Annotated in this window: 11 protein-coding genes and 3 pseudogenes; 3 read left to right on the top strand and 11 right to left on the bottom strand. The window is 50.5% G+C overall.

The window, feature by feature from the left end; genetic code table 11:
• Positions 1-32 precede the first annotated feature (32 nt).
• The 6 genes and pseudogenes from cbpM to ACQ86O_RS16655 all read right to left on the bottom strand — a co-directional run bounded on the left by cbpM (position 33) and on the right by ACQ86O_RS16655 (position 6,206).
• Positions 33-335, bottom strand: a complete 303-nt coding sequence (gene cbpM / locus ACQ86O_RS16680; RefSeq protein ID WP_431222033.1) for a chaperone modulator CbpM — start codon at positions 333-335, stop codon at positions 33-35.
• Positions 335-1,246, bottom strand: a complete 912-nt coding sequence (gene cbpA / locus ACQ86O_RS16675) for a curved DNA-binding protein (RefSeq protein WP_431222032.1) — start codon at positions 1,244-1,246, stop codon at positions 335-337. The genes cbpM and cbpA overlap by 1 nt, the downstream gene beginning before the upstream one ends.
• A gap of 43 nt (positions 1,247-1,289) precedes the next feature.
• Positions 1,290-1,860 (bottom strand): annotated as a pseudogene (locus ACQ86O_RS16670) (HdeD family acid-resistance protein).
• Between the two features lie 632 nt (positions 1,861-2,492).
• The gene (locus ACQ86O_RS16665) at positions 2,493-3,311 is read right to left on the bottom strand and encodes a dimethyl sulfoxide reductase anchor subunit family protein (protein WP_431222031.1); all 819 of its coding nucleotides are present in this window, start codon (positions 3,309-3,311) and stop codon (positions 2,493-2,495) included.
• 13 nt (positions 3,312-3,324) lie between these two features.
• A pseudogene (locus tag ACQ86O_RS16660) lies at positions 3,325-3,872 on the bottom strand (4Fe-4S dicluster domain-containing protein).
• A pseudogene (locus ACQ86O_RS16655) lies at positions 3,869-6,206 on the bottom strand (molybdopterin-containing oxidoreductase family protein). The pseudogenes ACQ86O_RS16660 and ACQ86O_RS16655 overlap by 4 nt, the downstream one beginning before the upstream one ends.
• Positions 6,207-6,560: 354 nt before the next feature.
• Between ACQ86O_RS16655 and ACQ86O_RS16650 the strand changes: the two are divergent.
• Positions 6,561-7,112, top strand: coding sequence for an IclR family transcriptional regulator (locus tag ACQ86O_RS16650; protein ID WP_431222030.1), 552 nt, complete (start codon positions 6,561-6,563; stop codon positions 7,110-7,112).
• Positions 7,113-7,212: 100 nt separating this feature from the next.
• Positions 7,213-7,599: a helix-turn-helix domain-containing protein gene (locus ACQ86O_RS16645; RefSeq protein ID WP_431222029.1), complete on the top strand. Its 387-nt coding sequence runs from the start codon at positions 7,213-7,215 to the stop codon at positions 7,597-7,599.
• Positions 7,600-8,229: 630 nt separating this feature from the next.
• On the opposite strand, the gene ACQ86O_RS16640 is transcribed toward ACQ86O_RS16645, so the two are convergent.
• Positions 8,230-8,448, bottom strand: a complete 219-nt coding sequence (locus tag ACQ86O_RS16640; RefSeq protein ID WP_431222028.1) for a hypothetical protein — start codon at positions 8,446-8,448, stop codon at positions 8,230-8,232.
• Between the two features lie 194 nt (positions 8,449-8,642).
• Positions 8,643-9,080, bottom strand: a complete 438-nt coding sequence (gene lysM / locus ACQ86O_RS16635) for a peptidoglycan-binding protein LysM (protein WP_431222027.1) — start codon at positions 9,078-9,080, stop codon at positions 8,643-8,645.
• A gap of 232 nt (positions 9,081-9,312) precedes the next feature.
• Here lysM and ACQ86O_RS16630 point away from each other — a divergent pair, with 232 nt between their 5' ends.
• Entirely contained in the window at positions 9,313-9,504 is a 192-nt protein-coding gene (locus tag ACQ86O_RS16630; protein WP_431222026.1) for a YebW family protein, read from the top strand.
• Between the two features lie 80 nt (positions 9,505-9,584).
• Here the strand turns inward: ACQ86O_RS16630 and ompC are convergent, their stop codons facing one another.
• The 3 genes from ompC to astB all read right to left on the bottom strand — a co-directional run bounded on the left by ompC (position 9,585) and on the right by astB (position 13,573).
• Positions 9,585-10,673 carry a porin OmpC gene (ompC, locus tag ACQ86O_RS16625; protein WP_431222025.1) on the bottom strand — a complete coding sequence of 363 codons (1,089 nt, stop codon included), beginning with the start codon at positions 10,671-10,673 and terminating at the stop codon, positions 9,585-9,587.
• A 560-nt stretch (positions 10,674-11,233) separates the two neighbouring features.
• Positions 11,234-12,220: a succinylglutamate desuccinylase gene (gene astE, locus ACQ86O_RS16620; protein WP_431222024.1), complete on the bottom strand. Its 987-nt coding sequence runs from the start codon at positions 12,218-12,220 to the stop codon at positions 11,234-11,236.
• A 12-nt stretch (positions 12,221-12,232) separates the two neighbouring features.
• Positions 12,233-13,573: an N-succinylarginine dihydrolase gene (gene astB, locus ACQ86O_RS16615; protein ID WP_431222023.1), complete on the bottom strand. Its 1,341-nt coding sequence runs from the start codon at positions 13,571-13,573 to the stop codon at positions 12,233-12,235.
• Positions 13,574-13,704: the final 131 nt, after the last annotated feature.

Below are 13,704 nucleotides of genomic sequence, written 5' to 3'. Positions count from 1 at the left end.
TCAATTGAAAACGCCCCTCCAGACCCCGCCAATTACTGAGCAATAAAGCGCTCAAGACGATGACGTAACTGGCTGTTTTCCTTACGCAACTGATCAATCTCTTCCAGCAGCGTCAGCGCCACGGCGATACCGGGCCAATCCAGGGCCAGTTCGCGTTGCAGGCGCTGGGCGCGATTAAACGCTGCCAGAGCGCCGTCATCAAACAGCCAGCTATCCGCCTGCGGATCGCGGGGCTGAATAACCCCGAGCCCGACAACCTCGATCAGTTCAGCTTCGCTCACCCCGGTACTCAGGCAAAACTCGGTAATGGTAAGAGTTATCTGTAACTTAGCCATTATGCTTTACTCCATAAGGTGCGGGGATCAAAAGCCTTGTTCGCTTCGGCCAGTTGTTGCCACAGCGCAGCACTGCTGTCGTCGGGTTTTGGCGGCATGACCACCTTGATCACCGCATACAGATTGCCGGTTTCTTTCTTACTGACCAGCCCCTTTCCTTTGACTCGCAGCCGCTGCCCGGTCTGGCTACCTGCCGGAATGGTCAGCAGAATGCTGTCTGACAACGTTGGCAGCGAAACCTTGGTCCCCAGCGCCGCTTCCCAAGGAGCCAACGGCAGAACAATCTCCAGATCCTGACCAATCACTTCAAATAACGGGTGTGGGGCAAGCTGGATAATCAGGTACAGATCGCCATTGGCCCCACCACCAACGCCCGGGACGCCCTGGCCTTTAACCCGGATACGTTCGCCATCGGTTACCCCGGCCGGGATTTTCACGTTGAGGGTTTTGGGGATCTCGCTTTCAACCTGGCCAAAAACGTTGTACACCGGCACTTTATAGCTCAGGGTACGGGTCTGCTCACTGAGCGTTTCCTCCAGGAACATCGCCACCCCGATCTCTACATCCTGCCCGCGGGCAGCATGTTGCTGGCGGCCACGCCTGCCCTGGCCAAACATGGAGGAAAAGATATCGGAAAAATCCTCCGCATCGCCGCTTTGTTGGCGCTGAGCCCGGCGCCCGAAATTGGGATCATGGCGATGCTGCCGCAACTCGTCATATTCCGCCCGGCGTTCGCTGTCTTTCAGCACTTCATAGGCTTCGGCCACATCTTTAAACCGCGCTTCGGCATTGGCTTCGGTACTGACATCGGGGTGATACTTGCGCGCCAATCGGCGATAGGCCGTTTTGATGGCCTTGATATCATCAGAGGGTTTCACCTCTAGGATCGCGTAGTAATCCTTGAATTCCATAGTGTTATTCTCATTACCCTTAACGAAAGAAGAAAGCCAAGATTTAGCGAGTTGGCTTGAGCAGGTTAGCCACCTGGAACAGACTGAAAGCGCTAACCAGCATTTCGATGCCGACGATCGCCGTTACCAACGTTACAGTCCCCTCCGGACCCGCAACTATCAGTATCGCGGCAATGACCAGATCTAGCACGCCAATAATGCCCTGTAACCAACCGCCCCCTTGCCAGCGCCAGTTTAAGGCGACAACCAGGCGGGCAACGCCCCCAAGGCAAACAGCACCGCGAGATAAACGGCCAAGGCCAGAATACCCACTGTCGGGTTCGTGATAAACACATAACCGAGAATGAGATAGGCGATACCCAGCAGTACCCCACCGATCAGGGGCCAGGTATTTTGCACCCGGTGAATGAACATCTCGACGATCAGCGCCAGACCACTCAGCAGGAAAAAGGCACCAATGACTACGCTCAGGGCCACACCCGAGGCAAAAGGATTGATCAGGCAAAGGAGCCCCCCAACAACAATAAGGCAGCGGTTATTAACAGAGGCGTTCTTTGTTTTTTCAGGAAGTTATCTTGAAGGGATAAAAGTTGATGACGATTAATATTCAGCATAATGGGATTCCTTCAGCTAATTTTAATTCCTTCAGTTAGTTAGCTTAGTATGCGTTATCACTTCATGCGGTGATTTATCGTTTCGGGCGGATTTGTTGCAGACCGTTCAGAAATTTTCCTGGTCAGTGGAGTATGACGACGTGCCCTCTTGTCGGGCCCGTCATCATCAGTTGCGGTTATCTTGGGTTAACATGGTTATTCTCAACTTTCACGGCTCTTCACCTCCCACACCTTGTGTGTTATTCACCATCATCACTGGCATTGCCATAAAAGCAGCGACACCCACGATTACAAAAAGAGTAATAATCACTGTAATTAACATGCGATCACCCCATCAACATGACGTTGTTACGGTTGACTCTCTCTACCCGTCGCCTTTCAAGCTGCCGCGTGGCTACCTGTACCCCTCCCAGTCACTGACTCAAGTCAGTGGTGAGCTGGGCGCCCCTGGCTGCAACTCAAAATTCATAGGGTATATTCTGGCTCATTACATTTGGGCCCGAGATCACGTTGGATCTGCGGAAGCGGGCAATTTCAGATTAGCCGGTTTCTCCGAAAGCTGGCAAGTCATCCGTTAAAGCTTTTTCTGATATGCTGCCGGCCTGGCATTACAGCCAGGCCGTTCAACTTAATCAGAACCAGGGAAATTGGCTCATGACGTTGTGGTAAAACAGCATACGTCCCACCACTTCACCTGACACTAATGCCAGCCCGGCCAATACGGCCATTAAAGGAGCCAGCCGCGTGCGCAAGCTCAAAAGCGCAAACAACACGACCCCTACCAAAATGCTGCCAATCAGTTGCCACCAGAGCATAACGCCTTGGGCACTGGCCCCAACAATCTGGTAGCGCCCGGCCAGCGTTGCCATCAGCAACACGCAACCCGCCAGGATGCCATAACGCACCGTTGCCGTAATGGCTAAGCCGCAACAGCTCAAATAGATCCCCAAGGTACTGAAGCCCAACAGTAATGCAGTGCTCAGAAAAGCCAGTTGCGTCATTGGCGTATGCCAAAGCGGGTGGCTGACCATTTGGTAATAAATTTGTGCCGATACCAAAATTGCGGCGATCCCCAGGACCGATGTCACCATACTCAAGGTAGTGAGCCAGGATGCCTTCTGTGGCCGCAGCCAGCATACCGCCAGCAGCATAAACAGACTGGCATTCACCAGGATAAAGGCGATCACTTCACGGCTTAACCAGGAGTGTGGCAGCCCCTGAACGGCGCGATAAGCACCAAAAGGTTGGCCAAGGTGTAACATCGACAAAATGGATCCAACCACTTCCACCAGCCATAACCCCAGCACCAGGTATTTCAACTGATTGGCAGACATCCGCTGTTCATCTGCCCTGGCTGGCCGCAAGCGGTAAAGGGTCAGCGCGATAATGCCCCCAATCCCCCATTGACACAGCACGGTAAAAAATACCAACGGCAATTCATATTCATTCATCGCATCACCCCTGTTATTTATCCGCTGGAATAATGACCACGTTCGGGCCGCTGATACGGTGGTCTGGCATATGATAACGAGCCTCCAGCACCGCCCAGTCCGTGGTGTGAATTTTTCTTAACTCATTAATATCGCCAAATTTCAGCACCCCAGCCGGGCATGAAAGCACACAGCGCGGCAGCAACCCCTCATCCAGACGTTCAGCACACATATTGCATTTGCTGGTTTTGCCTTCATGGGGATCAAACACCGGGGCGTTATACGGGCAGGCCATGATGCACATACGGCAACCAATGCATTTCTCATGATCCTGCACCACGATGCCGTCGGGGCGCTTATGATAGGTGCCCGCCGGGCAAACCTTCATGCACTGCGGATCATCGCAGTGGTTGCAGGACATCGAAATAAAACCTTCGCTATTCGGACCATCGGTCTCATATTCCCGCACACGCCGCCATAAAACGCCGGGGGAGTTTGATTCTCTGACTTGCAGGCCATCGAGCAGGTTTTACACCCATAACAACGCTTGATATCGATTAGAAAACCATATTGTTTGGTCATACTTTATCCCCCCGCCGTACATCAACCAGGGTGCTGTTACAACAATGCCCGGTGCCCAGTTTTTCAACCGCGTCATTGGTAACATGGCTGCTGCTTCCCCCTTGCTGTTCCCACCAGCCATTATCCAGTGAAACCACCCCACGCTTGATATGTGTAGTCACCACGGCGATTGCCCGATGTTCCCCTCGTTCATTAAACACGCTGACCCATTCCCCGTGCCTGATTTGCCGTTGCCGCGCATCTTGCGGATGGATCATGACATTTGGCTTATTGCGTTGGACCTCGAGGATCCATTCATTCATCCCGTGGCTGGAGTGAATACTGCGCGCCAGCTTGCGCTGGACCGCCATCAGTGGGTATTTTTTTGCCAGCTCGGGTGAGCCTTTCGGTGATTCATTAACCCGCATATAGGACACCACCGGCGAGAAGTCTTTCTTTTGCCACTCTTCAATAAACAGATGCGCCTTACGGGTTGAAGTACGGAACACACCGTTTTCAAACGGGATCCAGTCACCGCTGACCGGCAGCACCGGCCCTTGCTTAAGCTGTTCCAAGGTAATACCGGAATCTTTCAGGCAGGCATTGATATAGTGCTCAATCGGTTGGTTGAATACCTCCCCAAAGCCAAAGCGCTCTGCCAGGCGCGCAAAGATCCAGTAGTCCGGCTTCGCTTCGCCAGGGGCTCGACCGCTTTTTCCATCAGTTGCACATAATGGCTGCGCACACCCGCCATCAGGCTGACATCTTCAAAAATCGTGGTCACTGGCAGCACTAAATCGGCGTAAAGCGCAGTGGAGCTCATTAAATTATCCGCCACCACCACAAAAGGAACCTTCTCCAGCGCTTTTCTGACCATATTGGTATTGGGCAGTTGTGTCATAACGCCCATGGTCATGATCCACCAAACCTTAATCGGGTAAGGCCGATCATTGGCCACCCACTCGCCCACCTTGGAAACCGGGATCGGGGTGATTTTTTCACCTTTTCCGGTGGCGGGATAATTGGCCCAAACTTCGCCATTTGACGTGCTCCGCCCGCGTCGCAAATCCCTGCCCCGCGTTTGCCGATATTACCGGTGAGCAATGCCAGATAGAATTGGCTGGCGGCAACATAGGTACCAAATTCAGTGCGTTGGGCACCAGACATGTTCTGAACGATCATCGCCGGTGCCGTTGTGCCATAGTCCCTGGCCAAACGTAGAATAGTGCCAGGCGGGATTTCGGTTTCCTCCGCAACCCGATCGAGCGTCCAAGAGGCCGCTTGCCGATAAACCGATTCAAAAACTGTATGATAAGCGCTATTTTCAGGGAGTTGATGCTGGAATAACGCTGGCGTTATCCCTGGTTTATCGTGGCGAGTCAGGCTCTGGCTGGTACAGTCATAAACTAGGTAGCTGTCGGCATCATTGGCATCAGCGCGCATCAACTGGTTATTACCATCGACCAGATACACGGCCCCGGTATGCTGGCGCAGGAAATCTGCATCAATCAGTTGCTCTTCGATAATGATCTTTATCATCCCGAGCGCCAAAGCCGTATCCGTACCCGGCACAATCGGGATCCACTCGTCCGCTTTGGCCGCCGTTTCATTAAAGCGTGGATCAATCACCACCAGGCGAGCACCGCGATCCTGCGCCTTAAGGTAGTTTTTGAAATACGCCTGCATGGTAACCGCCGGGTTATTTCCCCAGCAGATAATCAAACGACTGTCGGCAATGGTATCGCGCGTATCGGCATAACGCAGGCCAACCATTGGCATCATGGCCGCCGTGACCGCAGAGCAGCATAACGACCCAGCCTGTTTCACCGATCCGCCTAGGTAATCAAAGAACGCTTTACCCATGTCATTTTTGATCGAATCCATGTTACCGGCATGTGTTGACAACAGCAGGCCTTCATTCCCCTGCTCTTTAAGGGTGGTACGGATATTTTTTTCGATTAAATCCAGCGCCTGCTGCCAACTGATCGGTTCGAATTTACCCTCCCCTTTTTTACCAACACGCAACAACGGCGTGGTGACCCGCTGCTGGTGATAGACCCATTTGGTTCGGCTGATGCCCCGCAGGCAGCATTTCACGTTGAAGTCTTTACTGGCCTCGATCTTAATCAACTTTTTCTGATAGACGTAAGCGGTCAGGTTGCAATGCAGACACTCCATGGCACAGGTGGAACGGAAGGTTTGGTAATCCGTCAGCTTGAGGCGGATACGGCGTAGCGGTTCTGGTTGTTCTGGTGTTAGTGCAAAGGCGCAATGTGACAATGACGCCAAACCCACAACGCCAAGCCCTTTCAGCAAGGTACGCCGTTTAAGTTGCAGCGAAGTCAGTTCTTTCATAGTTTTTCTCTTGTTGGTTACACCCTATGGGTTAACTATAAATAAACCAGGTCAACTAATGGTGAATTGAAAAAGATCAAATTAACTCTAAATAGCTATAAAAAGATCATCGACGGCATCTGAACGTTTTGACTGAGGGAGGATAGGGAGGGCATCGGAAGCGCTAAGCTGGTAAAGTGATCGAATTGAAGTAATGGCCAGTAGGGTAAGGAAAATGTCTGAAGTTCAAGGGGTAAATTCGGTCGATATCGCCGTATCGGTGCTTGAGAGCGTCACTGCGCTAGGGGGAACGCCCGCGCTTCGGATATCGCCAAACACAGCGGGTTATCAAAAAGCCGGCTGCATAAATATCTGGTGTCACTGTGCCGCAGCCAGATGCTGTATCAGGAGCAAGAAACCAGCCGCTATTCCCTTGGCAGTAAACTATTGGCATTGGCGGCCGTGGCGGGTAAGCAACAGACATTGGCTACGATAATCAATAATGCCTTGTGCGAGCTACGCGATGAACTGAATTACTCCACCGGCTGGGTGATTCGGCAAGGCAACAGCATCTTGATGACGCGCTACAATCGCAGCCATAAAAATATCGATATCGACTACCTCGAAAACTCTCCGGTACCGATAAATGCCAGCGCGGCAGGCTACGCTTATCAGGCATTTGATACATCAATAACGCCACAGCTTGATGCCACAGAGCTCGAACGGATACGTCACCAGGGTTATGCCGTCCGCTACAGCGTCACCGAGGGGATCCCTGGAGCCAGGGCTATTGCCTGCCCCATTTTCAGCAAAGACCATATCCTGCTGGGGATGGCGATCACTATGGGGTTTATTCCTGACGACGAAACTGAAATTACCCGGCTGGCTAATCGCCTGATGGCGAAAGTCGAAACCATACCGCTTTGACCCGCTCTGGGGTGACAACCCGCGAGCTGTAAGGTAGGCTAAACAAGCTTGTCGAATTTTTGCGTTCCGGCTAAACAACAAAATCCATTGGGTAAATTTATTGATACAAGAACATCACCTCTCAATAGTCTGCGCCCTCAGTAAGTGGGTAGAAACTCATCTCGGACGAGTGATCCATCTCGAAGAGTTGGCCGAATACTCAGGCTACTCTTTGTGGCATATGCAGAAATTGTTCAAAGAAGCGACGGGGATCTCGCTGGGCAAATACATCCGCGAGCGTCGCCTCGCCGGAGCGGTGTACCAATTGCGCAGCAGTGATGCTTCCATCTTTGATATCGCCCTGGATTTCGGCTTTGGTTCCCAATCGCACTTTACTTACATGTTCAGAAAGCGTTTTAACATCACTCCCTATGATTTCCGCCAGGATCTCAGTGTCGACCTGCATATCGACCCTCCGCTGCATATCATTCACCAGAAAATGGCCTGAGCGGTTTTGCATAATCCTCAGGCGTAAAAAAACCCGCCTTAAGCGGGTTCTTTATTCATTATCAAGCGTTAACTGAAGACTATCACCAGCACTGCAGCAAGTGAAACCCAGAACACCGCCGTGGCGATCACAACGTGGGATAATCTTGCATGAGAGAGTAAGTGGCTCATAATCACCTCATTGGTTCGGGCGATGAACAGGCTAGCCCACCCGTTCAGATTAGTCTTATTTTAGCACGCGCTTTAATATTTTCGACAGTTCCCCATACGGGTTAAATAACACTATTTTATTAACGGTATAATTACGTTTATGTAATAATTCTTAATTATAATGAATGGTGTTTATTAAATAAAAATAATGAATACATAAAATCGACATTCACGGAGAGCCAAGAACGGCCTCAACGTATTTACCACGACCTCAGCCCTGCGGGGCTAAATCCTTAAGCGTTGGGGTTGTAGCAGCTTTTCAGTTCAATTTCTTTGTTAATATGTTGAAAATCAGAGAAATATGTAATGCTAAATAAGGTTGATACTACAAGCAACACAGAGATTAACAAACCGATCACCGCGATGAGCTTAGTTTCGTTGTGCGGATTGTGTTCCATATTTTCTCCTGAGGAAAGCTGCGTCAAGTCACCCACAGAGTGATCGACAAAATCAAAATAATCAATGTGCATGCTGTAATCACCAGCACCGTGACGGCAAAATGCGCATCACCCAGGGTTTCCCGGTATTTTCTGTCTTGTGTAGAGCCGCGCTGTTTTTTCACAACATCCATGTTCTCATCACGCACGAACGTTTTCGTGGGGAAGGAATAAACAAAGTCTGTCAGATTTTGCACACGCATACACTAAGATTTTTCTGCGAGGCAAGACGCTAACAACTTTCCGCAACAGGGTCAATACTCCTTGAGCCAGCGGAAGGAGCAAATGTACAAAGCATTCATAAAATTTATTAAATACTATTTTTCATCATGCCAATTTATTTCTTAGCAATAAAAAGCCCGAACGTTATCGGGCTAGGCATCAAGCCTTGTCATAATTATTGAGGTATACGCAGCACCTGTCCAGGATAGATTTTATCCGGGCTGCTCAGCATCGGCTTGTTGGCTTCAAAAATCTTGTTGTACTGATTGGCATTGCCATACATCTCTTTGGCAACGGCACTCAGGGTATCGCCCTTCTTGACGGTATAAAAGCGGCTTTCCGCTTCCGTCTGGGCAACCACAACGTTATCTTCCACGCCGCTGATACCAGCTACGTTGCCCACGGCCACCAGGATCTTCTCTTTCAATTCCTGGCTGATGCCATCCCCTGTTACCACCGCTTTGCCATCAACAACCTGCACATCAACCTTGTCCGTATCTGGTAAGCCACTTTTATCCAGGTGTCCCTTTAGTTTGGCACTTTGATCGGTGTTACCGGTGACCGTATCCCATAGTTTTTCACCAGCGTCTTTAACGAAGTTAAACAATCCCATATTCACTCCTATTGATGGTTGGTATGGCTAGAAAGTTAGAATGTTTTAAGACTTGATAATCTTAGCAGTACCAACGGATCTTCAACCCACCGGGACCGATAAAACAATGCCATAAATCTGAAAATGCTATTTCCGGCTACAAAACTAGCAACTCATTGCATGAATACGCTGAAATTGGCGCAGTTTTACCTACAATAGTCATGTTGGGCGTAAATGGAGGATGCGAAAAGTTATGTATGCTTTAGTGATGTTTGTTTGCTATCTGGACGGCGGATGTGCCGACATCGTCGTCGATGTGCTGCGTGATGAGCATCAATGCCTGGTAGTGATGAAGGAGCAACGGCTGCGTCATGCTGGCTGTTACCCCATAGAGCATTTTATCGACGGCTTCTGGATCCCTGCCAACGAGTATGCCCCCTTTTAAATCGAAAAGAAGGCAGAGCTTATGCCCTGCCTACCTTTGGATCACCTATCCCGACACAGGAGTGAGGTAATTGACTTGGCTTAGAAGCGATAGGTCAAGCTGGCGGCAACAACGTTATCGGTGTTAAGTTTCAACTTGTTATCGTCATTCAGTTGGTTGATTTTGTAATCAACGTAGGTGTACATGTTTTTGTTGAAATAATAAGTAGCACCGATATCGATATATTTCACCAGATCGACATCGCCAATGCCTTCAATGTCTTTACCCTTGGACTGCAGGTAAGCCAGAGAGGGGCGCAGGCCGTTTTCAAACTGGTATTGTGCGACTACTTCAAAGTTTTGCGTCTTGTTGGCGAAACCTGATGTGCCATTAACTTTAATTGGCGTCATATTGCGGGTTTCTGCGTACATTGTAGCCAGGTAAAGCTGGTTGGCGTCATACTTCAGGCCAACGGTCCAGCCCGTGGCGCTATCGCCTTTACCATAAGTGCCCTCTTTCTGGCCTCGAGTACGGTTAGAGTCAGAGAACGCTGCCGCAGCACCGATGCCGCTACCGCCGATGTCCTGATAATTCACAGACATGCCATAGCCATCACCGTTTTGCCGTTGCAAGTTACGGGAGCTGGCTTCGTTCTTACCCTGATACTGCAATGCCACATTCAGGCCATCGACCAGACCGAAGAAGTCGCGGTTACGGTAGGTAGCCAGGCCGGTAGCACGCTGAGTCATAAAGTTATCTGTGACGCTGTAAGTATCACCACCAAACTCCGGCAACATATCGGTAAACGACTCTACGTCGTAAAGCACACCATAGTTGCGACCATAGTCAAAGGAACCGTAGTTGGCGAATTTCAGACCGGCGAAGCCCAGACGGGTTTTAGTGCCGTCAGTGGCATCGGTGCCACCTTCAGTTTTATTGGCCTGAATGTTATATTCCCACTGACCATAACCGTTCAGTTGGTCGTTGATCTGCGTCTCGCCTTTAAAGCCAAACCGCACATAGCTCCCATCACCATCGGCGGATTTGTTGTCACTGAATAAGTGTTTACCATTAACACGGCCATACAGGTCGAGTTTATTGCCGTCTTTATTATAGATTTCGGCCGCACTGGCAAGCGAGGAGACGGCACCGAGAACAACCGCTAGGGCTAATACACTGCGTTTCATCATTTATTTCCTAGTTATATAATTAAAAAACGCGGGTCACGCCCAATTTATGATTTGGGCTATGATTTTTATCATTTAATATTTTATAAAGTCCCTAATAAGGAGCCATGCGACATTACCATTCAGAATAAAAACTTGAAATAGAAAAGTTCAAGAAACATAACGTAGAAATCATGTTTAATTGTAACAAAATAATTCAATAAGCTTTTTTCTTAATTTGCTGATTTTCTTGATAATTTAAGAAATTCCGCTAATCATTTCGGGTGAGACCCTTCCCAGGGGCGATGATTAGGTGCTTTTTTGTGATTTGCCGACAGATTAGGATTAGCACATAGTTAGCAGGCTTTGTAATAAAGTTACTTATTTCACATTTTTATCTAACCATGCGCCATCAGTCTCTATTTTTTTGTCCTAAACAGATTCCTCTTATATATAACCGCGTGGTGTTCCAATATTAACACCCCACGAATCCATAAAATAAATTGTCTATTTAATTCAAAAATAAAAATACCTGCCACGGGTTAAGGTACCCGTGGCATAGCGTGGTTGATTTAAAATAATGTTTAGAACAGGGTGCTGCGTGGCACTTCTGTCAACATCATGCCCGCTCGTAAACCAACAGCAACATGGGGGTTGGGGAACAGGATCCATTCACTTGTATGCTGCACCTGGTAACTTTCGTCCGGTTGCTCACACAATAGAGTGCCCTGCGGAAACGGAGTAAAATTGGCGGTGTCATCACTTAAAAAGAGTTTGAATGCTTCACTGCGTTTAATCAGTGATTTCTCAACGCGGAACAGACGAATCGGTAACTGCGGCTCACGTTCAGGTAACGGCTCCCCGCTGACCAGTGCCTGTAGCGCCCTGTTGATGCCGCTAAACTGTTGCAGATCGTTGTGGCCGAACGAGCGGGCCTTACCCAACTCAAGGGTGCAACTGGCCGCCTGCTGATATTCACTGGAGAAATGGCTGAATGTGCCACCCGGCGCCTGATGGATCACAATGGCATCCAATCCGGCGGCATCCAGTAACGCCAGCATTTCTGCGCTGTAGATTCGCGGTTGGAATGGCAGAAGCGCAAAACGCGATAAATGTGAACTGCGGATCGCGGTATGCAGGTCGTAATGAAAGCGGGCTGCCCGCTCCCCGGTAAAGAAAGCACTGACCACCTGTTCCAGTTGCTGCGCCCGAGCCGTTTCACCACTGGGCGAAAATTGACTATGGCGCCCACCGAACATACGGTTCATGTCGCTGGTCAGATAACGCTTATCAGCACGCATCGCCGGTGGATTGCCCAAAATTATCAGCAAACGTACTGCGAGGGGTCTTGTACCGGCGAGTATCTGCGCCACTAACTGGTTAAGCAGCTCGATTGGAGCCGTCTCATTACCGTGGATCCCGGCAGAAATGACTACAGCCTGCTGATATCCGTGCTGCGGGCAGATCTCCAGCAGCCCTTCCCCCAACCATTGCCAACGCAGCATGGCGTTTTCCCCGCTGGCCTGAGCCGGTGGGGTTCCTGCTAACGTCTGGGCTAATAAATCCATCATCGTTGCCCCCAATTACTGCTGGAACGGGTAGACAGAGCCCAGCCCGAGAATAGATGTCAACGCATCCAGCGCCTCCCGCCCTTCACGCAGTAACTGCGGATCAGCCAGATCGTCTTGCGTCAGGCAATCGCGATAATAGCGATCAACCCACTCATTGAGCGTGATAAACAGCGCATCGTTCATCATCACCCTTGGATTCACCGCCCTTAACTCAGGCTCGTTCATGGCTACCCGCAAACGCAGGCAAGCCGGGCCGCCACCGTTACGCATACTCTCGCGCAGGTCAAACACCTTGATTTCATCAATCGGGCCACCGCTGGCAACCATTTCCGACAGATACTGCCACACGCCCTGATGCTGACGAGACTCCTCCGGCACCACAATCATCATCTTGCTGTCAGGCTTGGTCAGGATCTGGCTGTTAAACAGGTAGGTTGCCACCGCATCCGCAACGCTGACACGCAAAGTCGGCACCTCTATCGCCACCAATTCCGCTTCCACCTGGGCCATCTTGCGGCGAAGCTGATCCAGCCCCTGCTGCGGATGCAGGAATGCCTGCTGATGATGGAACAACACCTGCTGGTTACTGACGGCAATCACGTCATTATGAAAGACCCCCTGATCGATAACTGCAGGGTTTTGTTGCAGAAATACCGTCTGCTGCTCGTTCAACTGATGCAGACGGGCGATTGCCTCACTGGCTTCGCGCGTTTGGCGAGCCGGGTAGCGTGCAGGAGCATTTTCCCCACCAAACTCCTGCTTGCCGTAGACAAACACCTGCACGCCGCGCTTGGCGTAATCCCCACCGAGGCGGTTGTGGTTCGCAGCCCCCTCATCACCAAACAGAGCCACCTGGGGCAAGGCATCATGATGGGTAAAATACTGTTGATGATTGAAAATGGCACGTAACACGGCAGAAGTGGTCTCAGCTTCTATCGCACGATGGAATTTGTTATTCAGGTTGGCGGCGGTGAAATGCACTTTGCCATCCTTGCTGTCTGCCGAAGGTGAAACCGTTGCGGCGTTGGCCGTCCACATTGAAGAAGCAGAACTCAACGCAGAAAGCAGGCGTGGTGAAGTCCGCATCGCCTGCGCCAGCACGTTCTCATCTGAGCCACTGAAGCCCAACTTGCGCAGCATAGGGATATGAGGGCGCTCCTGGGGCGGCAATACGCCCTGCTGAAACCCCATATCCGCCAGCGCTTTCATTTTCAGCAGCCCCTGTTTGGCCGCCAGTTTAGGGTTAGACTGGCGGTTACGGTGCTGAGTAGAAGCCTCATTACCAAAAGACAACCCGGCATAGTGATGCGTCAGGCCAACCAGCCCATCGAAATTGACTTCATATCCCGACATTTTTTTCTCCTGTAGATTGCCGAATGGCTAATGCCGCCGCGGGTGCGTTCTCCCGCCCCCTCTCCCAGGGAGAGGGAGCGACATGGCGATATCTCATCGGGGTCAGCCCAGAACGTTAATCCGTTCCCAAA

The sequence above is a fragment of the Serratia sp. L9 genome (assembly GCF_050632285.1).
Taxonomy (GTDB): Bacteria; Pseudomonadota; Gammaproteobacteria; order Enterobacterales; family Enterobacteriaceae; genus Chania.
This window is presented reverse-complemented; position numbering and strand designations above follow the sequence as displayed.

What these genes read in the sequence shown, in the direction of transcription:
- lysM (WP_431222027.1), bottom strand. Translation starts at nt 9,080, where the DNA reads ATGGGATTGTTTAACTTCGTTAAAGACGCTGGTGAAAAACTATGGGAT.
- ACQ86O_RS16630 (WP_431222026.1), top strand. Translation starts at nt 9,313, where the DNA reads ATGTATGCTTTAGTGATGTTTGTTTGCTATCTGGACGGCGGATGTGCC.
- cbpA (WP_431222032.1), bottom strand. Translation starts at nt 1,246, where the DNA reads ATGGAATTCAAGGATTACTACGCGATCCTAGAGGTGAAACCCTCTGAT.
- ACQ86O_RS16665 (WP_431222031.1), bottom strand. Translation starts at nt 3,311, where the DNA reads ATGAATGAATATGAATTGCCGTTGGTATTTTTTACCGTGCTGTGTCAA.
- cbpM (WP_431222033.1), bottom strand. Translation starts at nt 335, where the DNA reads ATGGCTAAGTTACAGATAACTCTTACCATTACCGAGTTTTGCCTGAGT.
- ompC (WP_431222025.1), bottom strand. Translation starts at nt 10,673, where the DNA reads ATGATGAAACGCAGTGTATTAGCCCTAGCGGTTGTTCTCGGTGCCGTC.
- ACQ86O_RS16640 (WP_431222028.1), bottom strand. Translation starts at nt 8,448, where the DNA reads ATGCGTGTGCAAAATCTGACAGACTTTGTTTATTCCTTCCCCACGAAA.
- astE (WP_431222024.1), bottom strand. Translation starts at nt 12,220, where the DNA reads ATGATGGATTTATTAGCCCAGACGTTAGCAGGAACCCCACCGGCTCAG.
- astB (WP_431222023.1), bottom strand. Translation starts at nt 13,573, where the DNA reads ATGTCGGGATATGAAGTCAATTTCGATGGGCTGGTTGGCCTGACGCAT.